The following is a 22,892-nucleotide window of genomic DNA, read 5'->3' as shown; positions in this document are numbered from 1 at the left end:
CGATTACAGCTCCGCGACGGCCTTTGCCAGCTCCGTGAGAACGCGTCTTCGAGGTGACACGGCATTGTCATGGTGCCGTGCAACATATTTGCCAGCGCATTCGCGCGGTCATTTTCGAACCGTTGGGGGCACCTGGATGGAAATCGCCGATGTCGTGAAGCGCGCCTATGCGATGCCGCTCACCAATCCCTCCTTCCCGCCGGGTCCTTATCGTTTCTTCGACCGCGAATACATCATCATCACCTACCGCACGACACGCGAGGCGCTCGAAGCCGTCGTGCCGGCGCCGTTGGAGATCGACGAGCCGCTGGTCAAGTACGAGTTCATCCGCATGCCGGATTCGATCGGCTTCGGCGACTACACCGAGACTGGCCAGGTCATCCCGGTACGCTGCAAGGGCCAACATGGCGGCTATGTCCATTCGATGTATCTCGACGACGACGCGCCGATCGCCGGCGGGCGTGAACTGTGGGGTTTCCCGAAAAAGCTTGCCAATCCCAAGATCGTTCATGAAGGCGAGGTGATCGTCGGCACGCTGCACTATGGCAGCGTGCTCTGCGCTACCGGCACGATGGGTTACAAGCACCGTGAGGCTGATCATGACCAGGTGCTCGCTTCGCTCGCCGCCCCCAATTTCCTGATCAAGATCATCCCGCATGTCGACGGCACGCCGCGCATCTGCGAGCTGGTCCGCTACTACCTCACCGATATCACGCTGAAGGAAGCCTGGACGGCGCCGGCCGCGCTCGATCTGCGGCCTCACGTCATGGCCGACGTGGCGAAGCTGCCTGTGCTCGACATCGTGTCGGCGGTTCACTTCAAGGCCGATCTGACGCTCGGCCTGGGCGAAGTCGTGTATGATTACCTCGCTGACCACAGCCGATCCGCTGCCAGCGCAACCGAGCTGGAGAAAGTCAGTGCTTGAGCGTAACCGCAACAAGGCAGCCGCCGCCACCATCGAGGAAATCACGGCGCAGTATGACCGTATTGCGCTGGTCTTTCAGGGCGGCGGCGCGCTCGGCGCCTATCAGGCAGGGGTCTACCAGGCGCTGGCCGACGCCGGCTGCGAGCCGAGCTGGCTATCAGGCGTCTCGATCGGCGCCGTCAACGCCGCGATCATCGCCGGCAATGAACCGAGCCGTCGGCTGCAACGGCTGGAACAGTTCTGGCAGACGATTTCCGGCCGCAAGATCTGGTCCTACACGCCCGAAGGTGACATCTACCGCGATATCCGCAACCAGACCTCGTCGTTGATGACGATGACGATGGGCCAGCCCGGCTTCTTCAAGCCGCGCAATCCCAATCCCTGGTTCCAGCTGTCGGGAGCGGAAGGCGCCACCAGCTTCTACGACACCGCCGAGTTGAAGGACACGCTGGAGAGCCTGATCGATTTCGACGTGCTGAACGACGGCAAGAAGCGGCTGAGCGTCGGCGCGGTCAATGTCAGGACCGGTAACTTCGTCTATTTCGACACCGAGAACGTGCGTATCGAGCCGGAGCACATCATGGCCAGCGGCGCGCTGCCGCCGGCATTCCCCTCGATCCGCATCGAGGGCGAGTACTATTGGGATGGTGGCATCGTCTCCAACACGCCGCTGCAATATCTGCTCGACCAGGAAGAGGACCGTTCCTCGCTGGTCTTCCAGGTCGATCTGTTCAGTGCTCGCGGCGTGTTGCCACGCGGCATGGCCGACGTGCTGTCGCGCCACAAGGACATCATGTATTCGAGCCGCACGCGGCAGAACACCGACAATTTCGAGCGCATCCATGCGCTGAAGATGAAGCTGCTCGATGCGTTGACGCGCGTGCCGCCGGAGCAGCTCAAGGATGGCGAGCCAGAGCTGATCGCCGATTATTCCAACGCCGGCGTCGTCAACATCGTCCACCTGATCTACCAGCACAAAGGCTACGAGGGCCACGCCAAGGATTACGAGTTTTCGGGCACCTCGATGCGCGAGCATTGGGAGATGGGCCTCGAGGACACCGAGCGCACGCTGCGTCACAAGAAGTGGCTGATGCTGCCGACCAATGCCGACGGCGTCACCATCCACGACCTGCATCGCGAAGATCCAACCTGAGTTTCAGGCGGGACGCCTGGCTCGGAATACTGAGCCGGGCTCAGAACCGGAGATTGGCGCCGGCTCTCAGCAAGAGCCAGTAGAACAGGCCGGTCGCCCCCGCCGCGATCAACAGCGCCAGCTCGAAGCCGCCCGGCGTTTGCGTGAGCGGCAGGCCGGCAGTGTTCATGCCGAACATGCCGACGATCAGCGAGCCCGGCAAAAGCAGCGCGCTCATCACCGCCAGCGCCTTCAGGCTGCGGTTGGATTCGTCCGCGAGCTCGGCGGCGACTTCCTCCTGCAACAGCCGCGCCCGGTCGTTGACCATGACGACCTCCCGGTCGAGCCGTTCAAGACGAGTGGTGAGCCGGCGCAACGTCTCGTGTGCGCCTTCCGACAGTTTCCAGTCCGAGCGGTCCTCGTCCTGGAAAAGTGCCGCCAGCGCCGAGATCGGGCGGTGCAGGGAGACCGCGAGACGGCGCACATCCTTCAGCCGCTGCCTTTCGTCGGCAAGCCGCTCGGTCACCAGATGATCCTCCACCTCATCGAGCCGCTTGGTGGCGGCCGCGAGCCGCTGGCTGGTGCTGCCGCAGAAGGCCAGCACGATCGCCTCGAAAAGTTCGAAGGCGGTGGCGGGCCGCAGCCCCGCGGCCAGCGCCTCGTGCACCTCCTCGACCGCTGCCAGCGAATGGCGGCGGCCGGTTACCAGCAGCCGCTCCGAAACCGCGAAGCGCAACCTGCCGATAGTGGTGGACTGACGCGCGATTTCGCTGTGCAGGTCGGCGGAAATGCCGTGGACGACACCATCCTCATGCGCCAGCGCGGGGCTGTCCTCATGGCCTTCGAGGATCGCATGCGCCGAGGCCGGCAAGGCGCAGGCGTGGCTGACCCAGGAATGGGCGCGCTGGTCGACGAGATCGACATGCAGCCAGACCCAGCCTTCCGGCATCGCCAGTGCGGCATTGATATCGCGCGGAGCAAGTGCCACCGCGGGTTTGCCTGGCAAGCCGCGATAGGCCCAGACCAGCCCGGGCGCCGGATGCTGGTCGTCGACGGCAAGCAAGGCCAGATGCGATGCGTCGTTCATAACTGCCGTCCGAGATTGTAGCGACCTATCACCGGAAAACGAGACGGCGCCAATTTGGCGCCGTCGGTACTGTCGTCGCTTACGTCGCCGGCTCAGAACACCTGGCGGAAGACGATGAACAGCACAAAGGCGAGCGTGATCGAGCAAGGCAAGGTCAGCACCCAGGCGAGCAGCAGATTGCGCACCGTCGACCATTGCAGGTCCGAACCGTTCGCCGCCATCGTGCCGGCGACGCCGGATGACAGCACATGGGTCGTCGACACCGGCAGACCCAGACGGTCGGCCATGCCGATAGTGACCATGGCGACGAGTTCGGCGGCAGCACCCTGGCCATAGGTCAGGTGGCTCTTGCCGATCTTCTCGCCGACCGTGACGACGATGCGTTTCCAGCCGACCATGGTGCCGAGGCCAAGCGCCAGTGCCACCGCGACCTTCACCCAGATCGGGATGAACTTCGTCGCGTTGTCGACGGCCTTGTGATAGTCGGTGACCGCCTTGAGATCGGCGGCCTCCATCGGCAGCAACTTCTTCTTGTCGATCAGTTTCAGCGCCTCGCCAATCAGATAGATGTCGTTGCGGGCGTTGCTGACCAGATCGGTCGGCACGGTGTCGACGGAAGCATAGGGCTGCAGCTCGGCCGTCGTGTTGTGGATGTAGCTCTGCAGCGCGACGGTCGTCTTGTCGCTCCAGCTCCGGGTGCGCACGGCATCCTGCACGGTTGCCTTGGCATCCTTCGCATCGGCGACGGTGACACCAGACTTCACATATTTGCCCAGCGCGGTCTCCACGCTGACCGAAGCCGATTTGTAGGCTTCGAGATAGTTGATGTCAGGCGTGCGGTTCAGCGCATAAGCCGTCGGCACCACGCCGATCAGGATCAGCATGATCAGGCCCATGCCCTTTTGTCCGTCATTGGAGCCATGCGCGAAGCTGACGCCGGTGCAGGTGAAGATCAGCAGCGCGCGGATCCACCAGGGTGGCGGGGCATTGCCTTTCGGCGCCTCGTAGAGCGCCGGATTGCGGACGAGAAGCTTCATCGCGTAGAGCAGGATGGCGGCGGCGAAGAAGCCGACGATCGGCGACACCAGCAACGTCACGCCGACATTGGTGGCCTGCGACCAGTCGACGCCGCTGGTGGCGCTGCCGGCAGGTGCCATGAACTGGTTGGCAAGGCCGACGCCGATGATCGAGCCGACCATGGTGTGCGAGCTCGACGCCGGCAGGCCGAGGAACCAGGTGCCGAGGTTCCACAGGATCGCGGCCACCAGCAGTGCGAACACCATGGCAAAGCCGGAGGAGGAGCCGACCTGCAGGATCAGCTCGACCGGCAGCAGAGACAGGATGCCGAAGGCGACCGCGCCGCTGGAGGTGAGAACGCCGAGGAAATTGAAGGCGCCCGACCACATGACGGCGAATTCCGCCGGCAGCGAGCGCGTGTAGATGACGGTCGCCACCGCATTGGCGGTGTCATGGAAACCGTTGACGAATTCGAAGCCGAGCGCGATCAGCAAGGCGATGCCGAGCAGGATCCACGGCACCGTCCTGGCCACCGCCAGATCCTGGCTCAACGCGTAGCCGACATAGACCACGCCAACCAGCACCAGCACACCGAAGACCGGCAGGAACCACTTCGTGCCGCCTGAACTATCCAGCGGATGATCCGGCCTCGGAATGCCCGCCTCACTGGAAACTATGTCCACCATGTCCCACTCCTTTTGCATTGCGGCAAAGAACTGGAAAAGACGCTATGTCCGGACGATGAACCCTGTGTGACGCCGGGAGAGGCTCTGCCTCGACGCACGGTCTCCTTCAAGCGGGACCGGAGCGTGTCTTCAGGATCGCCGAGAACAGCGGATCGAAGGCACGGCTGATCGGCGCGGCGGCCGCGCCAAGCGCGATCGACCAGGGATCGGTGGTGCCGAGTTGCAGGCGCGGCAAGGTTCGGCCTGACCTGTCGGCGATCGACGGCAGCAGCGGATGCATCGCCTCGACGAGCCGGCGCGCCAGCGCTTCCGGCGCGCCGCTGGTCAGGATCACTGTGTGCGGATCGAAGATGGTTTCGATCAGATGCACGCTCCAGCGCAGGTCATGGGCCGCCCCGTCGATCCAGGCCATGATCTTCACGTCACCCGCCGCGGCCAGCGCGCCGATCTTTTCGTAGAGGTCCTCGTCGGCTGGATCGAGAGCAAGATGCTGGTAAAGCGAGGCCAGTGACGCGCGATGTTCGAGCGGTGTCGAGCCGGGACCCGCCGGCGACAGCAAGGCCATGCCGATTTCGCCTGCATTGCCATGACCGCCGCTGTACAGCTCGCCGTTCAGGATCAGTCCGGCGCCGATGCCATAGCCGACATAGAGACACACCGCGTGATCGACGCCATGCGCGGCACCCACGATGCGCTCGGCCGTCGCGCAGGCCGCGGCATCGTTCTGCAGGCCGACATTCAGTCCAGTGCCTTTGGCCAGCGTGTCCAGCAGCGGAAACTTCTGCCAGGCCGGCATCATCCATTTGTCGTCCGAATTCTTCAGGCCGAACGGGCCGGGCATGGCGACGCCAAGACCGACGAGGCGTTTTTCCGACTGCGAGGAGATGCCGGACAGCTCGCGCCGGACGCCATCGATCAGGTCCAGGATCACCTCCACGCCCCTTGACGGCTCATCGAAAGGCAGGTTCGCCTCGGCGCGCGTCAGCACGCTGCCCATCAGGTCGACCGCGACCGCCCGCGTCAGGTGACGGTCGATCTGCAGGCCGATGGCGAAAGCGCCTTCGGGAACCAGCCTGTAGGGGGTCGACGGCTGGCCCCGGCCCTTGCGCACCGCCTTGAGCGCGACGACCAGACCATCGCTTTCCAGGTCCTCGATGATGTTGGAGACCGCCTGCTTGGTGAGCTGCGTCGCTCGCGCGAGGTCGGCCCGCGACAGCGCGCCATTGAGACGCAGCGCCTCGATCATGACGCGGCGATTGTGCGCGCTTGTGCCCTCCTGGTTGGTGCCGCTCTTGGCGCGGATCTGGCTGACGTCGTCCATCGGCGTTTCCCCTCTTGACTCCATTAGGATATTGATCAACTAATTAAGTCAAGCGAATTGACTTAATGCGAACCGAGCGCCCAAAAACAAGATGGCCAAGGCCTTTGCCTGTCGCCACTGGTCAGCCGGGTAACCATCAGGTCACGCGACACGGATCCGGGAAGACGATGCCAATTGCCTGGCAGCGCCGGCCCGTCAACGCTGCAATGGGAGAAGAAAATGCTTAGGACGATCACCAAGACACTGGTCGGCGCGGTTTTTGCCGGAGGACTGCTCGTCCCCCACGCCTTCGCCGAGACGACGCTCAACGCGCTCTTCATGGCGCAGGCCGCCTACAGCGAGGCCGACGTGCGCGCCATGACGGATGCCTTCACCAAGGCCAATCCCGACGTCAAGATCAATCTCGAATTCGTTCCCTATGAGGGCCTGCACGACAAGACCGTGCTCGCTCAAGGGTCGGGCGGCGGCTACGATGTCGTCCTATTCGATGTCATCTGGCCGGCCGAATACGCCACCAACAAGGTGTTGGTCGATGTGTCTTCGAAGATCACCGACGACATGAAGAAGGGCGTGCTGCCCGGCGCCTGGACCACCGTCCAGTATGACGGCAAATATTACGGCATGCCATGGATCCTCGACACCAAATACCTGTTCTACAACAAGGACATCCTGGAAAAGGCCGGCATCAAGACCCCGCCGAAGACCTGGGAAGAGCTCGGCGCACAGGCCAAGATCATCCAGGACAAGGGCTTGCTGAAGACCCCGATCGCCTGGAGCTGGTCGCAGGCCGAAGCCGCGATCTGCGATTACACCACACTGGTCAGCGCCTATGGCGGCGACTTCCTCAAGGACGGCAAGCCGGACTTCCAGAATGGCGGCGGCCTGCTGGCGCTGAAGTACATGGTCGACAGCTACAAGTCGGGCCTCACCAATCCCAATTCCAAGGAATTCCTGGAAGAGGACGTTCGCAAGATCTTCGAAAATGGCGATGCCGCCTTCGCGCTGAACTGGACCTACATGTACAATATGGCCAACGACCCGAAGGACTCGAAGGTAGCCGGCAAGGTCGGCGTCGTGCCGGCGCCGGGCGTTGCCGGCACCAGCGAAGTGTCGGCCGTCAACGGCTCGATGGGTCTCGGCGTCACCGCGGTCTCCAAGCATCCGGACGAGGCCTGGAAGTACATCACCTTCATGACCTCGCAGGCAACGCAGAACCAGTACGCCAAACTCTCGCTGCCGATTTGGGCCTCGTCCTATGACGACCCGGCCGTCACCAAGGGCCAGGAGGAACTGATCGCCGCCGCCAAGCTTGGCCTGGCTGCCATGTATCCGCGCCCGACCACGCCGAAGTACCAGGAGTTGTCGACCGCCCTGCAGCAGGCAATCCAGGAATCGCTGCTCGGCACGGCCTCGCCGGAAGATGCCCTGAAGACCGCCGCGCAGAACAGCGGCCTCTGATTTCCACCCATTACGGGCGGCCTTGTGCCGCCCGTACTATTTCTGAAATCGTGTTGAATTGAGAGAGGCTGCTCCGATGTCGAGCACCTGGATGATAACTCGCGCCTGGCTGCTGATGCTGCCGCTGCTCGTGGTCATGGTCGCCGTCATCGGCTGGCCGCTGGTCGATACGGTCGGGCTCTCCTTTACCGATGCCAAGCTGGTCGGCACGGCCGGCAATTTCGTCGGCCTCGACAATTACACCAACATGCTGTCGAGCTCGAATTTCTCGCGTACGCTGATCACCACGACATTGTTCGCGGTCATTTCGGTCGCCGCCGAAATGCTGATCGGCGTCCTGGCCGCCCTTCTGCTCAACCAGGAATTTCGCGGCCGCGCCATCCTGCGCGCCCTCATGATCCTGCCGTGGGCGCTGCCGACCGTGGTCAACGCCACGCTGTGGCGGCTGATCTACAATCCCGAATATGGCGCGCTCAACGCCGCGCTGACGCAACTGCATCTCATCGACGCCTATCGGTCCTGGCTCGGCGAGCCGGGCACGGCGCTGGCTGCCCTCATCGTCGCCGATTGCTGGAAGAACTTTCCGCTGGTGGCGCTGATCGCGCTCGCCGCCCTGCAGGCGGTACCACGCGACATCACCGCGGCCTCGCTCGTCGACGGCGCGGGACCGTTCAATCGCTTCCGTTTCGTCATCCTGCCCTATCTCGCAGGCCCGCTGATGGTGGCGCTGGTGCTGCGCACCATCGAGGCTTTCAAGGTCTTCGACATCATCTGGGTGATGACCCGCGGCGGGCCGGCAAACACCACGCGAACACTCTCGATCCTCGTCTACCAGGAAGCGTTCTCCTTCCAGCGTGCCGGCTCGGGCGCGTCGCTGGCGCTGATCGTCACCTTGCTCGTCACGCTGCTCGCCGTCGCCTATGCGGCCCTGGTGAGGAAGACCGCAGGGAGTGCCGCCTGATGGAACGCAAGAGCCCCGCTTTCACCATCTTCATCTATGCCTGCGCGCTGCTGCTCGCCGCGATCATCCTTGCGCCCATCGCCTGGCTGTTCATCATGAGCATTTCGCCGGCCGCCGATCTTGCCGCCAAGCCGCTGCGCTGGTGGCCGCAGGCAGCCGATTTCTCCCGCTACCAGCTATTGCTGTCGACGGCTGAAAACAGCGCCGGCGCCGCCTTCACCTCTTCGCTGCGCAACAGTCTCGAGATCGCCGGCATGGCGACGCTGGCGGCACTCGCCTTGGCCGTTCCCGCTGGCTGGGCGGTGTCGCGCACGCCCGCGATCGGCTGGTCGCTGTCGATGGTCATCGCCACCTACATGCTGCCGCCGGTGGCGCTGGCCGTGCCGCTCTATATGGGCCTGTCGCATTTCGGCCTGCTCAACAATGTCTTCGGCCTGGCTTTGGTATATCTCACCATCCTGGCGCCCTTCACCACCTGGCTGATGAAATCCGGTTTCGATTCCATCCCGCGTGAGATCGAGGCGGCGGCGATGATCGACGGCGCCGGCCTGTTCCAGACACTGCGCATCATCACATTGCCGCTGGCGGCACCGGTGATGGCGACATCGGCGCTGTTCGCCGTGCTGCTGGCCTGGGACGAATTTTTCTATGCGCTGCTGTTCACCTCAGACCAGCGCGCCAAGACCTTGACCGTCGCCATCGCCGATTTGGCCGGCGGCCGTGTTTCCGACTACGGATTGATCGCCACGGCCGGGGTGCTGGCCGCGCTACCGCCGGTGCTGATCGGCCTTGTCATGCAGCGGGCGCTGATCTCGGGCCTGACCAGCGGCGGTGTGAAAGGATGACCATGACTGCAACAGGAATTCGGCCGGCCGGACTGGTCGCCATCGATCGCGAAATGCAGCGCCAGCATGCGGATGCGCGCGCTTCATTCGAACAAAACACCGCCATGGCGCAAAAGGTCGCCGCCTCGATCAGGAAGACCGGACGCCTGCTCCTGCTTGGCATGGGCGGCTCGCATGCGGTGGGCCGTGCCGTCGAGCCGCTCTATCGCACGCTGGGCATCGATGCGCTGGCGCTGCCGCTGTCCGAACAGCTCGGCCAGCCGCTGCCGCTCGCAGATCGCACCGTGTTCGTGACCTCGCAATCCGGCGAGAGCGCCGAGGTCGTCAGATGGCTTTCGCAGGCCGGCGGCAGCTCGGGCATTTTCGGCCTGACGCTCGAAGGCGGTTCATTTCTCGCCCGCACTGCGCCTTGCCTGGTCGGCGCTGGTGGCACTGAGCTGGCTTTCGCCGCGACCCGCAGCCTGACCGTGACCCTGGCCCTGCATCTGGCCATCCTGGCTGCTCTGGGTGAGGATCCGGCCGCCGCGCTTGCTGTGCTCGAGGCTCCGCAGGATTGCGTCATCGCCCCCGCACTTGTCGCGCTTGGCAAGGTGGACACGATCGTCACCTCCGGTCGCCGCCTGCAAGGCGTGGCCGAAGCCCTGGCGCTTGGGCTCACCGAACTGTCGCGGCTCCCCTGCTTTTCGCTGGAAGGCGGCCAGTTGCGGCACGGGCCGATGGAGATGCTCGGCCCCCAGATCGGCGTCGTCCTGTTTCGTGGTGACGACCCAACGTCGGACCTTGTCACCGCCATGGCCCTTTCGGTGGTCGAGGCCGGCGCGCCGCTGGTCATCTTCGACGCGTCCGGGCAACCGCCTGTCGTCGGCGCCGTCACGCTCTCGTTCAGATCAGCATCGGGGATGGCCGCTGTCTTCGCCATGCTGCCGGTGGCGCAGCGCCTGATGATCGCCTTCGCCGACAGCCGCGTCGACAATGCCGGCACGCCCGTGCGCACCACCAAGATCACCAGGAGCGAGTGATGCGTCCGCTGGCGGTAATCGGTAACGTCAATGTCGACCTGATTGTCGGCCCGATCGCGCCATGGCCGAAGGCGGGAACCGAGACCGTCGTCGACCATGACGAATTGCGGGTCGGCGGCCAGGCCGGCAACACCGGGCTTGCCTGGCAAGCGCTGGGCGTCGATTTCGCGATTGCCGCCAATGTCGGTGACGACCAGTTCGGCCGCTGGCTTCGCGAAGCGTTTGGATCTCGCGCCGAGAAATGGGCGGTCCGTCCCGAAGGTACGACCTTGTCGGTCGGCATGACCCATCCCGATGGCGAACGAACTTTCTTGACCACGCGCGGCCACCTGCCCCGCTTCAGCCTCGGCGATGTCTTGTCCGTTCTCGACGGCGGCGCGCTTTCCGGTGGCTATGCATTGCTCTCCGGCTCCTTCCTGACCGAGGACCTCACGCGCGACTATGAAGCTTTCTTCGACTGGACCGACAGCCACGGCATATCAGTGGCGCTCGACACTGGCTGGCCGATCGATGGCTGGACCGAGGCCAATTGCGCCGCGACAAGGGCGTGGCTCTCGCGCTGCGCGCTGGCGTTGTTCAACGAAGTCGAGACGGTGACCCTGGCGGGATTGCCAGGTCCTGAGGAAGCGGCGCGTGAAATCCGATCCAGCATGAGGCAAGGTGCGACCTTTGTGGTCAAGCGCGGGCCGCGTGGCGCCATCGCCATCGGCCCGGACAATACGCTTGTCGAAGCCGTCGCGCCCGATGTCCGTGTCGTCGACACGATCGGGGCCGGCGACGTCTTCAATGCCGCCTTCCTGGCCGCATTGGCACAGGAACAGCCGCTGTCCGCCTGCCTCCGCGCCGCGACGCATGTCGCCTCGCGCGCCATTTCCACCTTGCCCCGCAACTATGGCGGGCCGATGCAGTTCGAGGGTCCCATGCATGAGCGCGCTTGAAATCCGCGGCATCCGCAAGAGCTATGGCAGTGTCGAAACGCTGAAAGGCATCGACATCGCGCTGCAGAGCGGTGAATTCCTGGTGCTGCTCGGCTCGTCCGGCTGCGGAAAATCGACGCTTCTCAACATCATCGCGGGACTGGCCGAAGCCACGAGCGGCGACGTGCTGATCGGCGGTCGCTCGATACTCGGCGTACACCCCAAGAACCGCGATATAGCCATGGTTTTCCAGTCCTATGCGCTCTATCCGAACCTGACTGTGCGCCGCAACATCGGCTTCGGACTGGAGATGCGCGGCGTCGCGGCCGACGAGCGTGACAGGGCGGTGAACGAAGCGGCAAGGCTGCTGCAGATCGAAGCTCTGCTCGACCGCAAGCCGAGCCAGCTGTCCGGCGGCCAACGCCAGCGCGTCGCCATCGGCCGGGCGCTGGTACGCAAGCCGCAGGTCTTCCTCTTCGACGAGCCGTTGTCCAACCTCGACGCCAAGCTGCGCCTGGAAATGCGCACCGAGTTGAAGCGCCTGCACCAGATGCTGCAGACCACCGTCGTCTATGTCACCCACGACCAGATCGAGGCGATGACGCTGGCCAGCCGCATCGCTGTCATGCGCGACGGCAGAATCGAGCAGCTCGGCACCCCGGAAGAAATCTACAACGACCCGGCAACACTCTATGTCGCCGGCTTCGTCGGCGCGCCGTCGATGAATACGCTTCAGGCCACCATTGCCGGCGGCAGGCTGGCCATTGCCGGGTCCGATGTACGGGTCCCTTTGCCCGCGCGCTATGCGAATGCGGCTCGTGAGGGCGCACAAATGGTCGTCGGCATCAGGCCGGAAGCGCTTCGTGTGGCGACCGGAGCCGCCACGGACTTGTCACTGCCGGTGGAGATCGAGGTGGTCGAACTGACTGGCCCTGAACTGGTCACCACGGCCCGGATCGGCGCGCAGCGGCTGACGGCTTGCTTGCCGCCGCGAGCCCAGCTCGCCAAGGGCGAAAAGCGCAACCTCACCTTCGACGAGGCCGCGCTTCGCTTGTTCGACCCCTCGACAGGCACGGCCTTGCCGGCGATTTGAAATCACAGCGTCGTCCTGCACCCGCGCAGGCAGGCCTATTTGGCGATCTCGAGAAGTGACGATACCAAGAGTTGGCGCTCGTCCTTCGACAGCACGTCGGAATCGAACAGGTTCATGCTGCGCAGTCCTTCGATGGCGAGATAGCAGACCAGCAGCGATTTGAGGTCCGGCGCCTCGCCCTTCAGGCGCTCGAAAAGCTGCCGCTTGAATGTCTTTATCGGCGTCATGAAATCGGGATCCTCGGCGATCGCCGAAAAAATCCAGGATGCCGACGGCTGCTTTTCCTCGCAATCCTCGGCTGACAGTCTGATATAAACGGCGAGGGGATTTTTGCCGTTGTCATTGCTGTTCGCGGTTTCCAGCGCTTGCTCGAAATCGCGCAGATAGTCTTCGACGAGGCCCTGCATCAATTTGGCCTTGGTCGGGAAATTGTAGAGCAGCCCACCCTTCGACACGCCGGCGCGGCTGGCGACGGCATCGAGCGACAGGCTACCGGGCCCGGATTCCCGGGCAACATCAGCCGCTGCGGCGAGAATCTTCTCGCGCGAGTTCGGTCTTTGGGCTCTCATGGCGCCTCCCATCGCAAGCTTAGGCCCAATTGACAAGACCGTCCAGACGGTACAGTAAGACCGCCACCATTTGAAATCGGGACCCACAGTCGGTATGTGTCCCGATGTCCGTGCTTCGCGCCGGATTTTCGACTGAGGGGACTTCCTTGTTCAAGCGCATACTCCGTGTCTTTATCATTATTGTGGTTCTTGCCGTGCTCGTCATTGTGGTCGGCGGCATCGTCGGCTTCAACTTCCTGCGCGACAACGGCATCAAGCAATATTTCGCCACCATGAAGCCGCCGGCGGCGACCGTGTCGACGACCATCGTCAAGCCGTCGAGCTGGACGCCGGGCGTCGAGGCGATCGGTACGGTGCGGGCCGTGCGCGGTGTCGACCTGACGGTCGAGACCGCCGGCATCGTCAAGCAAATCCCTTTCCATGCCAACCAGAAGGTGGCGGCCAATGCGGTGCTGCTGCAACTCGACGACGCCGTCGAGCGCGCCGATCTTGATGCGCAGAAGGCGCAGGCGGCGCTCGATCAGACCACGCTGACCCGCGCCATCGAACTGACAAAGCGTGGTGTCGGCTCCGACTCGACGCTGGACACCGCGCGTGCGGCGGCGTCCGCTTCGGCATCCCAGGTCACCAGGCTGCAGGCCGTGCTCGACCAGAAGCAGCTTACCGCGCCTTTCAACGGCACCGTCGGCATCCCGAAGATCGATCTCGGCCAGTACCTGTCACCTGGCACCTCGGTGGTGACGCTCCAGGATCTCGACACGATGCGGGTCGACTTTTCAGTGCCCGAACAGCAACTCCCGCTGCTCAAGATCGGCCAGACCGTTCGGCTCGGCCTTGGTGGCGACGACAAGCCATTTGCCGGCGCCATTCGGGGCATCGACCCCAAGATCGACCCCTCCAGCCGGCTGGTGAACATCCGGGCGGAAGTCGCCAATCCCGAAGGGAAGTTGACCCCAGGCCAGTTCGTGCAGGTGCGCGTCGAACTGCCCGCGGAGCAGAACGTGCTCTCCCTGCCGCAGACGGCGCTGACCACCAGCCTCTATGGCGACTACATATTCGTGGTGCAACCGGCGAAACCCGCCGGGGCGCCCCCGGCGCAGCCAGCCAAGCCGGGCGAAAAGCCAGCCGCTGCGGCCACCGCCAAGCAGGCGGCCACCAAGCCTGCGGACGCACTGAAGCCGGCGGCCGCTGCCACCAAGCCGGCGGACGCCAAGCCAGCGGACAAGGCCGCTTCCGATGCCGCCAAGCCAGCAGCGGCCGATCCGGCCAAGCCGGCGGCCGAAGGTGAGAACCCCACGCTGGTGCTGTCGCAGGTCTTCGTCAAGCCCGGCCGCCGCAATCAAGGCATGGTCGAGATCGTCGAAGGGCTCAAGGCCGGCGACGAGGTCGTCACCGCGGGTCAGAACCGCCTCTTCAACGGCATGACCGTCAACGTCGACAACACCATCGACCCGACCAAATCGGCAAACAAGCAGGCCGACCAGCAATGAGCTTTTCCGATCTCTTCATCCGCCGGCCGGTCCTTTCGACCGTCCTTGCCTGCATGATCCTGCTGCTCGGTTTCCAGGGCATCTTCAACCTGTCTATCCGGCAGTATCCGAAGGTCGACGAAACCGCGATCACCATCACGACGGCCTATCCGGGCGCCAGCGCCGACCTGATCCAGGGCTTCATTTCAGCCCCGATCGCGCGCGCCGTCGCCTCGACCGAGAACATCGACTACGTCACCTCGTCCAGCCGGCCGTCCTCCAGCACCGTGACGGTGCAGATGAAGCTCGGTTCCAATCCCGACGTGGCGCTGACCGAAGTGCTGTCCAAGGTCCAGGGCGTGCGCGGCACCTTGCCGGACGCCTCCAAGGACCCGGTCATCGTCAAGGGTACGGGTCAGCAGTTCGCGATGATGTACATCTCGATGCAGAATCCGAACATGACCAAGGAGCAGCTGACGGAGTATATCGAGCGCGTCATCAGGCCCCGCATGTCGACGGTCGAAGGCGTCGCCGACGTGCAGATCTTCGGCGCCCAGGAATATTCGATGCGCGTCTGGATCGACCCGGTCAGGCTTGCAGCGCGCGGCGTGACGGCGGCCGAAGTGCTGACGGCGATCAACAATTCCAACTTCCTGTCGGCGCCCGGCAACACCCAGAACGAATATGTCGTCTCGTCGATCACCGTGCGCTCGACGCTGCAGACACCGCAGGCCTTCGCCGAGTTGCCATTGCGCTCGACCGACGGCAATGTCGTGCGCCTGCGCGACGTGGCCCGTGTCGAACTCGGCGCCGAGAACACCGACACCAGGGTCTCCTTCAACGGCAAGCCCGGGACCTTCCTCGCCATCTTCCCGACCCCGGCAGCCAATCCGCTGACCACCGCGGCAGCGCTCACCAAGCTCGTCCCGCAAATCCAGGAGACGCTGCCCAAAGGCATGACGATCGAGGTCGTCTACGACGCGACCGGACAGATCAGCGCCTCGATCGAAGAAGTGTTCAAGACCATCGGCGAGGCGGTCGCCATCGTCGTCGTCGTCATCCTCCTGTTCCTCGGTTCGTTCCGCTCGGTGATGATGCCGATCATCACCATTCCGCTGTCGCTGATCGGCGTCTGCTTCCTTTTGTTCGCGGTGGGCTATTCGATCAACCTTCTGTCGCTGCTGGCCATGGTGCTGGCGATCGGCCTTGTCGTCGACGACGCCATCGTGGTGGTGGAAAACATCCATCGCCACATGGAAGAGGACCACATGCCGCCCATGCAGGCGGCCTTCAGCGGCATGCGTGAGATCGCGTCGGCCATCGTCGCCATGACGATGACGCTGGCCGCCGTGTTCGCGCCGCTGGCCTTCACCGGCGGCCTGACCGGCGCCCTGTTCCGCGAATTCGCGGTGACGCTCGCCGGATCGGTGGTGCTGTCTGGCGTCATTGCCATCACCATCACGCCGATGATGTCGGCGCGTCTCCTGAAGCCCGGCAATGCCGGCCGTTTCCAGCGTATCGTCGACGGCATCTTCTCGCGCGTCGAGCACGTCTATGAGCGCGCCGTCACCGGCTCTTTGAACTATCGCCCGCTGACGCTGCTCATCGTGCTGGCGCTTGTCGGCGTGACCGGCTTCATGTTCACCAAGACCTCGACGGAACTGGCGCCGGAAGAAGACCAGGGCTTCCTGCTCTCGCTGGTGACGGGGCCGCGCTATGCGACCTCCGATTACACCGAGACCTACGTCAACCAGATCCTGGGCCTGGTCAAGGATATTCCCGAAACCCGGGCGCAGTTCTCGGCCGTCGCGTTCGGCGGCACGACCAACAGCGCCTTCGTCGGTTTTGCCTTCAAGGATTGGGCGGAGCGGAAGCGCAATTCGAAGGAGCTGCAGGCCGACATCACGGCTCGTATCGCCAAGGTGGCGGGTGTCCAGGCGTTTGTCTTCGCACCGCCGACGCTGCCGGGCTCCGGCGGCGGCTTGCCGATATCCATGGTGGTGCGCTCGACCGGGGATTCCGCTCAGGTCTTCGAGGAAGCCGAGAAGATCAAGAACAAGGCGCAGGCGTCGGGCCGCTTCATCGTCGTGCAGAATTCGATGGCCTATGACGCACCGCAGGTGACGGTGACCATCGACCGCGACCGCGCGGCCGCGCTCAACCTGCCGATCGCCGATATCGGCCGGACGCTGACGCTGCTGGTCGGCGGCGCGGAAGTGGCGCAGTTCGACCGCGACTCCAACAGCTATGACATCATCCCGCAGGTGCCGCAGGAATTCCGCGACAACCCCGAAAAGCTCGGCGAGTACTTCGTGCGCAGTGTGACGGGCGAGATGGTGCCGCTATCAGCCGTGGTGAAGATTTCGAACAATGCGTCGCCAGCGGCAATCGAGCAGTTCAACCAGCTGAATTCATCGACGATCTCGGCGCTGCCGCTGCCCGGCGTCACCACCGGCGACGGTTTGAAAGTCCTCGAGGACATTGCCAGGGAGAGCCTGCCCGACACCTTCTTCATCGACTATTCCGGCCAATCCCGGCAGGAGAAGGAACAGGGCAACACGATCCTGATCGCTTTCGGCGCGGCCGTCATCGTCATCTACCTGGTGCTGGCGGCGCAGTTTGAAAGCTTCCGCGATCCGCTGATCATCATGATGGCGGTGCCACTGTCGATCTTCGGCGCGATCGTGCCGCTCAATCTGGGCCTCGGCACGCTCAACATCTATACGCAGGTCGGCCTGATCACGCTGATCGGCCTGATCACCAAGCACGGCATCCTGCTGGTCGAATTCGCCAACCAGCAGCGCGAACTGCATGGCATGAGGCGGCGTGACGCCATCATCGCCTCGGCCAAGGTGCGCCTGCGGCCGATCCTGATGACGACGGCCGCGATGGCGCTGGGCGTGGTGCCGCTGATCGTTTCCAGCGGTGCCGGCGCCGCGGCCCGCTATTCGATGGGCCTGGTCATCTTCACCGGCATCCTGGTCGGCACCATGTTCACGCTGTTCGTCGTGCCTATGTTCTACACCTTCATCGCCAGCAAGGACCTGCCGCATCTGGCGGAAAAGCCGGATCCAAAGCTGATGCCGGCGCTGCCGAGCTGAGGCACAAGGCGCAAGAAACAAAAAGAGGCCGGGATTTCTCCGGCCTCTTTTTTTGGCGGTCGCTCCAGCAACTCCGGCACATGGCCGAATGCGGCAACCTGCCTGCTACTTGACGATGACGATGCTGGTGTTGGCCGGGCCGAAGGTCTCGACGAGCTGGTAGAAATCGGCGGCATTGTCCGGGTGCAGCCGCACGCAGCCATGCGAGGCCGGCCGGCCGAGGCGCTTGATGGCATAGGTGGCGTGAACCGCATAGCCGCCGCTGAAAAAGACCGAATGCGGCATCGGCGCGTTGTCGTACTTTTTCGAATACCACATCTCATGCATGCGCGTCGGCTTGAACGAGCCGGTCGGCGTGACATGCGCCCTGTCGCCGGTGGAAACCTTCCAGGCGAAAGTCGGCCGGCCATCGACCGAGACTTCCATGACCTGCTGCGACAGCGAAACGCGCGCCACGATGCTGTTGGCGGCGTGGGCGGCGTGGGCGCCGAATAGAAGCGCGCTGCCCACGAGCGCCGCGACGGTGATGTTGATGAGCTTTGCGGAAATGGTGGTGTGCATGATGTCCCCTCTCTCTGCCGGCCCGGCCGGCTCCAATTCGATGAGCGGCTTATCCTCGCGGCGTGTTTCGGACAGATTTCGCGAAATGCTCGTTTGTGTTTCGAAACTGTTTCCTCTGGTTAACAGGCCAACCCCGCATTCTCGGCACCGCCTGCCCCCAAACGCGGGATCAAGAATGAAGTACCTAGGTACTCACCCCGAAACGAAAGTTCGAACCGTTCATATGAAAGAGCTCAGGTCGATTTCGAAACCAAACTGCAACAAAGCGCGGATTTTGGCGGCATGATGCGGATACGGACCGGAGGCAAAAGTTGACGCAACGAAAGCAGACGGCAACGACCATGGGAACGAAAACGAACACGCGGTCCTGGCTCTTCAGGATCAGCATCGCGGCGGCGGCCATCGGCGGCATCGGCACCATTGCCGGCCACCCCATGGCGAAGCTGGCGGCGATGAGTTCGAGTGAGATTTCGACCCTGCACGTCGCCCTGTTTTGCGCCACGGTCTGGATCGTTTCCAGCCTGCGCATCGCCCGGTTGAAGGCCCTCTGGCGGGTTGGCCTTCGGCTGCTGGCATTGCGCGGCCCCTCCGGCAACTTGCTGCCGAGAGGACCGAAGGCCCGCGCCGCGACGGGGGGCTCCGTGGGCGGCGCGGGCACTTCGGGAGTTTCCTGACGCGACCCGCGATACAGTCATCTTTTTGGGGAATTCCGATCATGAGAACTAAGTTCGCAGCTTCCGTGCTTTCCGCACTGCTCTATGCGCAGGGCCTGCTCGGTTTTGCCGCACTCGCCAGCGTGCTCCTCAAGGAGCGCGCTCATGCAAGCGAGTTCGCCGCCGGCGGCGACATGGCCTCGGGCCCGTCATTGCTGGTGGTGCGCTGAACCTCGCGGGCATCGGCGCGGAAATGGAAAGTCCGATGCTCATCCGGGGACCCAGCTGGAAAAGACAGCCGTCAGTCGGCGAATTGCCGTGGCGGATCGAACCTGTAGCCGGCGCCGCGTATGGTGGTGATGGTCTCGGTGTCGAGCTTGCGGCGCAGCCGCACGATACGCGAGTCGATCGAGCGATCGAACGCGTCGGCATTCTCGGCCGGTGCGGCGGCGATAATGTCGTCACGCGTCAGCACCTTGCGCGGGCTCGCCAGGAACAGCCTGAGCAGCGCCACCTGGCCGGGCGAGAGCTGCTCCTGCGTACCGGAGCGATGCATGACGATCGCCGATCTCAGATCGACGGTCGCGTTCTCCAGCACGATCAATTCCTGGGTGCCCCTGCCGCGCCGCGAAAGCAGGCCGCCGACACGCGCGGCGAGTTCCCTGACATTGAGCGGACTTTCGACGACGTCGGCGGCGCCAAGCTCGAGCGCCAGCACCTTGTCGAGGAGATCGGCCGGCCGGCATATCAGGATGAAATCCGGTCCATGCTCGCCGCCCCCACCTTGGCCGCCATAGCGCCTGAGCAGATCTCGCCCTTCCGCCTGGCTAACGCTGTCCCCGACGACGACGACATCGATGCCTCTGCCAGCCAGCAGCGATTCCGCCTCCCAGGGCTGCCGCGCCTGGCGCACGTCATGGCCGCGCCGTTCAAGATGGTCGGCAAGCTCGGTCGCCACGACGTCGGCGACGGAAACAAGCGCGATGACGGCTCGTGCGGCCATGTTTTCCAACCGTTCCCTGGCAACCGTATATGAGTGCTGGACATCATGTTTATACCCAATCTACTTTCCACTGAAAGTGGGAGCGAGAGCATCGTGCGGGCAAGAATTGTCATCGTCGAGGACGAGCCCGACCTGAGGGACGCGGTCGCCGAATATCTCGGCGCCGCCGGCTATGATGTGGCGACCGCGGAAACCGCCGCCGCCGCGCGCAGCCTGGTCGAGACGCAGCCCTTCCATCTGGCTATCCTCGACATCGCCATGCCGGGCGAGGATGGCCTGTCGCTCGGCCGCTGGCTGCGCTCGAAAATGCCCATCGGCATCATCTATGCGACCGCCGCCGGCACCGCGCTCGACCGCATCGTGGGGCTGGAACTCGGCGCCGACGACTATATCGTCAAGCCGTATGAACTGCGCGAAGTGCTGGCCAGGGTGCGCAGCGTGCTGCGCCGTGTCCCGCAACCGACGGAGCCGCAGGACAGGAAAGCCAGGACCGACCGCCGTTCCGTCGCTTTCGGCCCCTTCCAGGCCGATCTCGACGGCAGGCTGGTCACCGGTGCCAACGGCACGGTGATCGACATGGCCAAGAGCGAGTTCGACGTGCTGGAGGTTTTCCTGACCCGCGCCAACCGGCTGCTGACCAGGGCCGCGATCTCCGAGGCGATCGGCTTCACCGAGGATCCGGAATCATCGCGCGCCGTCGACATCCGCATCATGCGGCTGCGCAAGAAGATCGAGACTGATCCGGCCAACCCGAAATTCCTGCGCACGGTGCGCGGCGAAGGCTATATCTTCTCGCTGCCGACCGGCGACGGCAACTGAGCGTCAGACCCACAGGGTTTCCGCTCCGCAGCCGTTGCCAGCCGATCGAAGTGACGTGACTCTGGAATGGCGGCTGACAATGACGGGCGAGACGGCAAGCACGGATATGCAGGGTTTCAGGCAAGGCGCGGCGATGGCGGCCGTGCGTGTCGTGCGCCGGCTGCGCGAGGCCGGCGACTGGCAGCGCGAAATGGACGGCATACTGGAAACGCTGTGCCACGCCATGGAGTGCCAGCGCGGTATCCTGTTCCGCCTGCGCGAATTGCCCGGCCAAGGTTTCGCCCAGTCGGTCGCCGCCTACTGGATCGACCCCGATTTCGGCGGCGAACTGGCCTCACCGACCGTCATCATGCAGTCGATCGTCAATTCGGATCCGCTGCTGGAGCGGCTGGCCGAGGATGAGCGGCAGGGCAAGGTCTTCGCCGGGCACACCCGCGATCTCGAAGGGTTCCTCAGGGCCGATTTCGAAAAGCAGGACATCAAGTCGTTCCTGTCGGTATCCGTCTTCGCGCACGGCCATCTGTGGGGCACGCTCGCCGTCAATGATTGCGTCGAGGAGCGTGAATGGACCGACGAGGAAGAGGCGACGCTGCACATCATCGCGCTCGCCATCGGCGACGCCATAGAACACTCCCCCTCCGACGCCCATGCCAGCGAGGTGATCCGCCGCACCATGCTGCAGGCCTCGCTCGATGCCATCATCGTCATCGACGAGGCTGGATCGATCATCGAATTCAATCCGGCCGCGGAAAAGATGTTCGGCTTCCAGCGCAGCGATATCCTCGGCAAGGACCTGCTCGATACCGTCGTTCCGGAATACTACCGCAAGGGTTATGCCTCGGGCGCCGACTACATGTCCGGCCGCGGCGCGCCGATGGTCGGCCAGCGGCTCGAGACGGTGACGCAGAATGCCGCCGGCGAGGTCTTCCCGATCGAGCTGACGGCGACCGAGATGCGGGTCGCCGACCGCCGGCTTATCTTCGGCTCCATCCGCGACCTGCGCGAGAGGCTGCGCGCCGAGGAGGAGATCAACCGGCAGCGCGAGAAGCTGCACCAGAACGAGAAGATGGCGGCGATGGGCTCGCTGCTCGCGGGCGTTTCGCACGAGCTCAACAACCCGCTGGCGGTGGTGGTCGCGCAATCGACGCTGCTGCATGAATTCGCCTCGGACCCGCAGACCAAGGTCCGTGCCGAAAAAGTGCGCGCCGCCGCCGAGCGCTGCGGGCGCATCGTCAAGAGCTTCCTGTCGATGGTCCGCCTCCATCCGGCGGCGCAGACCGAGACCGATCTCAACCAGGTGATCCGCGCCGCTCTCGAGGTGACTGCCTACGGGGCGCGCTCGAGCGGCATCATCATCGATACCGATTTCGCGCCGGGTCCCCTGCTGGCCATGGCCGACGCCGACCATGTGACGCAGGTGGCGGCCAATTTCCTCATCAACAGCCAGCATGCCCTGGCCGGCATTGCCGGCGACCGGCTGATCAAGGTGCGGAGCTTCCGCAGCGACCGGGGCAATCCGGGCTTCTCGGTCGAGGACAACGGACCCGGCATTCCCGAGGCCATCCGTTCGCGTATTTTCGAATCCTATTTCACCACCAAGCCGGTCGGCGTCGGCACCGGTATCGGCCTGTCGATTTCGAAATCCATCATCGAGCGGCACAATGGCAATGTCTGGTTCGAGGAAGTGCAGCCGAGAGGCGCGCGTTTCGTCGTCCAGTTGCCGGCTATCTCGGCGGGCATCGCCGCCGCTGGCGAAAGCCAGCCACGATCGAGCGGCCTGCGCCATGCCCTGATCATCGATGACGAACCCGATGTCGCCGGTTCCTTGTCCGACATTCTCGAATTGATGGGCATCAAATCGCGGATCGCGCCGGTCTGGGAATCGGGCGCCGCCACCTTGAGCGGCCACATGCCGCCGGACATCGTCTTTTCGGATCTGCGCATGCCCGGCACATCAGGCATTTCGATCTACCGCGAACTGCTCGCCGAGCGGCCCGACCTGGCGCGGCGCTTCGTGCTGGTCACCGGCGACCTCATAGGCGCAAAGGCGGAAATCGAAGCCTTGCCGGCGCAGCAGCGGCCACAGATCCTCGAAAAACCGTTCAGCACGCTGGATGTGCGCAGCGTGCTTTCGACCATCGCCGAGCAGGTCGTGTCGAAAGCATAAAAAAGAGGCCCCCGGCCGACATCGCGGCGGGAGCCGAAGGGAGCGCTGGAGGACGCTCGGGAAGATCAGGGCATGATCCCCAAACGGGA

20 protein-coding genes are annotated in these 22,892 nt (G+C 64.0%); 14 read left to right on the top strand and 6 right to left on the bottom strand.

Going from position 1 to position 22,892, the window contains the following annotated elements; genetic code table 11:
- Positions 1-136: 136 nt before the first annotated feature.
- A complete protein-coding gene (locus O7A61_RS11565) occupies positions 137-925 on the top strand; it encodes an acetoacetate decarboxylase (RefSeq protein WP_337129893.1) in 789 nt (262 codons plus the stop codon).
- Positions 918-2,078, top strand: a complete 1,161-nt coding sequence (locus tag O7A61_RS11560; protein ID WP_337129892.1) for a patatin-like phospholipase family protein — start codon at positions 918-920, stop codon at positions 2,076-2,078. The genes O7A61_RS11565 and O7A61_RS11560 overlap by 8 nt, the downstream gene beginning before the upstream one ends.
- Positions 2,079-2,118: 40 nt before the next feature.
- On the opposite strand, the gene O7A61_RS11555 is transcribed toward O7A61_RS11560, so the two are convergent.
- The 3 genes from O7A61_RS11555 to O7A61_RS11545 all read right to left on the bottom strand — a co-directional run bounded on the left by O7A61_RS11555 (position 2,119) and on the right by O7A61_RS11545 (position 6,168).
- Entirely contained in the window at positions 2,119-3,144 is a 1,026-nt protein-coding gene (locus O7A61_RS11555; RefSeq protein ID WP_337129891.1) for a transporter, read from the bottom strand.
- 92 nt (positions 3,145-3,236) lie between these two features.
- On the bottom strand, positions 3,237-4,847 hold the full coding sequence (locus tag O7A61_RS11550) for an inorganic phosphate transporter (protein WP_337129889.1): 1,611 nt from the start codon (positions 4,845-4,847) through the stop codon (positions 3,237-3,239).
- A 106-nt stretch (positions 4,848-4,953) separates the two neighbouring features.
- Positions 4,954-6,168 carry an ROK family transcriptional regulator gene (locus tag O7A61_RS11545; RefSeq protein ID WP_337129888.1) on the bottom strand — a complete coding sequence of 405 codons (1,215 nt, stop codon included), beginning with the start codon at positions 6,166-6,168 and terminating at the stop codon, positions 4,954-4,956.
- A 219-nt stretch (positions 6,169-6,387) separates the two neighbouring features.
- Here O7A61_RS11545 and O7A61_RS11540 point away from each other — a divergent pair, with 219 nt between their 5' ends.
- The 6 genes from O7A61_RS11540 to O7A61_RS11515 all read left to right on the top strand — a co-directional run bounded on the left by O7A61_RS11540 (position 6,388) and on the right by O7A61_RS11515 (position 12,461).
- Complete coding sequence (locus O7A61_RS11540) at positions 6,388-7,626, top strand: extracellular solute-binding protein (protein ID WP_337129887.1); 1,239 nt, start codon at positions 6,388-6,390, stop codon at positions 7,624-7,626.
- A gap of 76 nt (positions 7,627-7,702) precedes the next feature.
- Positions 7,703-8,587 carry a carbohydrate ABC transporter permease gene (locus tag O7A61_RS11535; protein WP_337129886.1) on the top strand — a complete coding sequence of 295 codons (885 nt, stop codon included), beginning with the start codon at positions 7,703-7,705 and terminating at the stop codon, positions 8,585-8,587.
- Positions 8,587-9,432: a carbohydrate ABC transporter permease gene (locus O7A61_RS11530; RefSeq protein WP_337129885.1), complete on the top strand. Its 846-nt coding sequence runs from the start codon at positions 8,587-8,589 to the stop codon at positions 9,430-9,432. The genes O7A61_RS11535 and O7A61_RS11530 overlap by 1 nt, the downstream gene beginning before the upstream one ends.
- Positions 9,429-10,451, top strand: coding sequence for an SIS domain-containing protein (locus O7A61_RS11525; protein ID WP_337129884.1), 1,023 nt, complete (start codon positions 9,429-9,431; stop codon positions 10,449-10,451). Before O7A61_RS11530 ends, O7A61_RS11525 begins: the two co-directional genes overlap by 4 nt.
- A complete protein-coding gene (locus tag O7A61_RS11520) occupies positions 10,451-11,389 on the top strand; it encodes a PfkB family carbohydrate kinase (protein ID WP_337129883.1) in 939 nt (312 codons plus the stop codon). Before O7A61_RS11525 ends, O7A61_RS11520 begins: the two co-directional genes overlap by 1 nt.
- Positions 11,376-12,461: an ABC transporter ATP-binding protein gene (locus O7A61_RS11515; RefSeq protein ID WP_337129882.1), complete on the top strand. Its 1,086-nt coding sequence runs from the start codon at positions 11,376-11,378 to the stop codon at positions 12,459-12,461. Before O7A61_RS11520 ends, O7A61_RS11515 begins: the two co-directional genes overlap by 14 nt.
- Positions 12,462-12,496: 35 nt before the next feature.
- Here O7A61_RS11515 and O7A61_RS11510 read toward each other — a convergent pair whose 3' ends face one another.
- Positions 12,497-13,030 (bottom strand): TetR/AcrR family transcriptional regulator, encoded by a 534-nt coding sequence (locus tag O7A61_RS11510; RefSeq protein ID WP_337129881.1) that lies wholly within the window; start codon positions 13,028-13,030, stop codon positions 12,497-12,499.
- Positions 13,031-13,176: 146 nt separating this feature from the next.
- Here O7A61_RS11510 and O7A61_RS11505 point away from each other — a divergent pair, with 146 nt between their 5' ends.
- Positions 13,177-14,520, top strand: coding sequence for an efflux RND transporter periplasmic adaptor subunit (locus O7A61_RS11505; RefSeq protein WP_337129880.1), 1,344 nt, complete (start codon positions 13,177-13,179; stop codon positions 14,518-14,520).
- Positions 14,517-17,600: an efflux RND transporter permease subunit gene (locus tag O7A61_RS11500; RefSeq protein ID WP_337129879.1), complete on the top strand. Its 3,084-nt coding sequence runs from the start codon at positions 14,517-14,519 to the stop codon at positions 17,598-17,600. Before O7A61_RS11505 ends, O7A61_RS11500 begins: the two co-directional genes overlap by 4 nt.
- A 105-nt stretch (positions 17,601-17,705) precedes the next feature.
- On the opposite strand, the gene O7A61_RS11495 is transcribed toward O7A61_RS11500, so the two are convergent.
- On the bottom strand, positions 17,706-18,161 hold the full coding sequence (locus O7A61_RS11495; RefSeq protein WP_027141941.1) for a L,D-transpeptidase: 456 nt from the start codon (positions 18,159-18,161) through the stop codon (positions 17,706-17,708).
- A 341-nt stretch (positions 18,162-18,502) separates the two neighbouring features.
- On the opposite strand from O7A61_RS11495, the gene O7A61_RS11490 reads away from it, so the two are divergent.
- On the top strand, positions 18,503-18,835 hold the full coding sequence (locus tag O7A61_RS11490) for a hypothetical protein (RefSeq protein ID WP_337129878.1): 333 nt from the start codon (positions 18,503-18,505) through the stop codon (positions 18,833-18,835).
- A 41-nt stretch (positions 18,836-18,876) separates the two neighbouring features.
- The gene (locus O7A61_RS11485) at positions 18,877-19,044 is read left to right on the top strand and encodes a hypothetical protein (protein WP_337105792.1); all 168 of its coding nucleotides are present in this window, start codon (positions 18,877-18,879) and stop codon (positions 19,042-19,044) included.
- Positions 19,045-19,115: 71 nt separating this feature from the next.
- On the opposite strand, the gene O7A61_RS11480 is transcribed toward O7A61_RS11485, so the two are convergent.
- Positions 19,116-19,817 (bottom strand): response regulator transcription factor, encoded by a 702-nt coding sequence (locus tag O7A61_RS11480; protein ID WP_027141939.1) that lies wholly within the window; start codon positions 19,815-19,817, stop codon positions 19,116-19,118.
- Positions 19,818-19,862: 45 nt separating this feature from the next.
- Between O7A61_RS11480 and O7A61_RS11475 the strand changes: the two genes are divergently transcribed.
- Both O7A61_RS11475 and O7A61_RS11470 read left to right on the top strand, forming a co-directional pair.
- Complete coding sequence (locus tag O7A61_RS11475; protein ID WP_337105791.1) at positions 19,863-20,636, top strand: response regulator transcription factor; 774 nt, start codon at positions 19,863-19,865, stop codon at positions 20,634-20,636.
- A 79-nt stretch (positions 20,637-20,715) separates the two neighbouring features.
- Positions 20,716-22,803 carry a PAS domain S-box protein gene (locus tag O7A61_RS11470; RefSeq protein WP_337129877.1) on the top strand — a complete coding sequence of 696 codons (2,088 nt, stop codon included), beginning with the start codon at positions 20,716-20,718 and terminating at the stop codon, positions 22,801-22,803.
- The last annotated feature ends 89 nt before the right edge of the window (positions 22,804-22,892 follow it).

The organism is Mesorhizobium sp. Cs1321R2N1 (assembly GCF_037179725.1).
GTDB lineage: Bacteria > Pseudomonadota > Alphaproteobacteria > Rhizobiales > Rhizobiaceae > Mesorhizobium > Mesorhizobium salmacidum.
This window is presented reverse-complemented; position numbering and strand designations above follow the sequence as displayed.

Bases quoted from the DNA above. Each gene is read 5' to 3' on its own strand.
- O7A61_RS11485 (WP_337105792.1), top strand. From the start codon at position 18,877: ATGAGAACTAAGTTCGCAGCTTCCGTGCTTTCCGCACTGCTCTATGCG.
- O7A61_RS11540 (WP_337129887.1), top strand. From the start codon at position 6,388: ATGCTTAGGACGATCACCAAGACACTGGTCGGCGCGGTTTTTGCCGGA.
- O7A61_RS11555 (WP_337129891.1), bottom strand. From the start codon at position 3,144: ATGAACGACGCATCGCATCTGGCCTTGCTTGCCGTCGACGACCAGCAT.
- O7A61_RS11475 (WP_337105791.1), top strand. From the start codon at position 19,863: ATGTTTATACCCAATCTACTTTCCACTGAAAGTGGGAGCGAGAGCATC.
- O7A61_RS11490 (WP_337129878.1), top strand. From the start codon at position 18,503: ATGGGAACGAAAACGAACACGCGGTCCTGGCTCTTCAGGATCAGCATC.
- O7A61_RS11480 (WP_027141939.1), bottom strand. From the start codon at position 19,817: ATGGCCGCACGAGCCGTCATCGCGCTTGTTTCCGTCGCCGACGTCGTG.
- O7A61_RS11530 (WP_337129885.1), top strand. From the start codon at position 8,587: ATGGAACGCAAGAGCCCCGCTTTCACCATCTTCATCTATGCCTGCGCG.
- O7A61_RS11525 (WP_337129884.1), top strand. From the start codon at position 9,429: ATGACCATGACTGCAACAGGAATTCGGCCGGCCGGACTGGTCGCCATC.
- O7A61_RS11470 (WP_337129877.1), top strand. From the start codon at position 20,716: ATGACGGGCGAGACGGCAAGCACGGATATGCAGGGTTTCAGGCAAGGC.
- O7A61_RS11565 (WP_337129893.1), top strand. From the start codon at position 137: ATGGAAATCGCCGATGTCGTGAAGCGCGCCTATGCGATGCCGCTCACC.
- O7A61_RS11550 (WP_337129889.1), bottom strand. From the start codon at position 4,847: ATGGTGGACATAGTTTCCAGTGAGGCGGGCATTCCGAGGCCGGATCAT.
- O7A61_RS11515 (WP_337129882.1), top strand. From the start codon at position 11,376: ATGAGCGCGCTTGAAATCCGCGGCATCCGCAAGAGCTATGGCAGTGTC.
- O7A61_RS11520 (WP_337129883.1), top strand. From the start codon at position 10,451: ATGCGTCCGCTGGCGGTAATCGGTAACGTCAATGTCGACCTGATTGTC.
- O7A61_RS11535 (WP_337129886.1), top strand. From the start codon at position 7,703: ATGTCGAGCACCTGGATGATAACTCGCGCCTGGCTGCTGATGCTGCCG.
- O7A61_RS11510 (WP_337129881.1), bottom strand. From the start codon at position 13,030: ATGAGAGCCCAAAGACCGAACTCGCGCGAGAAGATTCTCGCCGCAGCG.
- O7A61_RS11500 (WP_337129879.1), top strand. From the start codon at position 14,517: ATGAGCTTTTCCGATCTCTTCATCCGCCGGCCGGTCCTTTCGACCGTC.
- O7A61_RS11495 (WP_027141941.1), bottom strand. From the start codon at position 18,161: ATGCACACCACCATTTCCGCAAAGCTCATCAACATCACCGTCGCGGCG.
- O7A61_RS11545 (WP_337129888.1), bottom strand. From the start codon at position 6,168: ATGGACGACGTCAGCCAGATCCGCGCCAAGAGCGGCACCAACCAGGAG.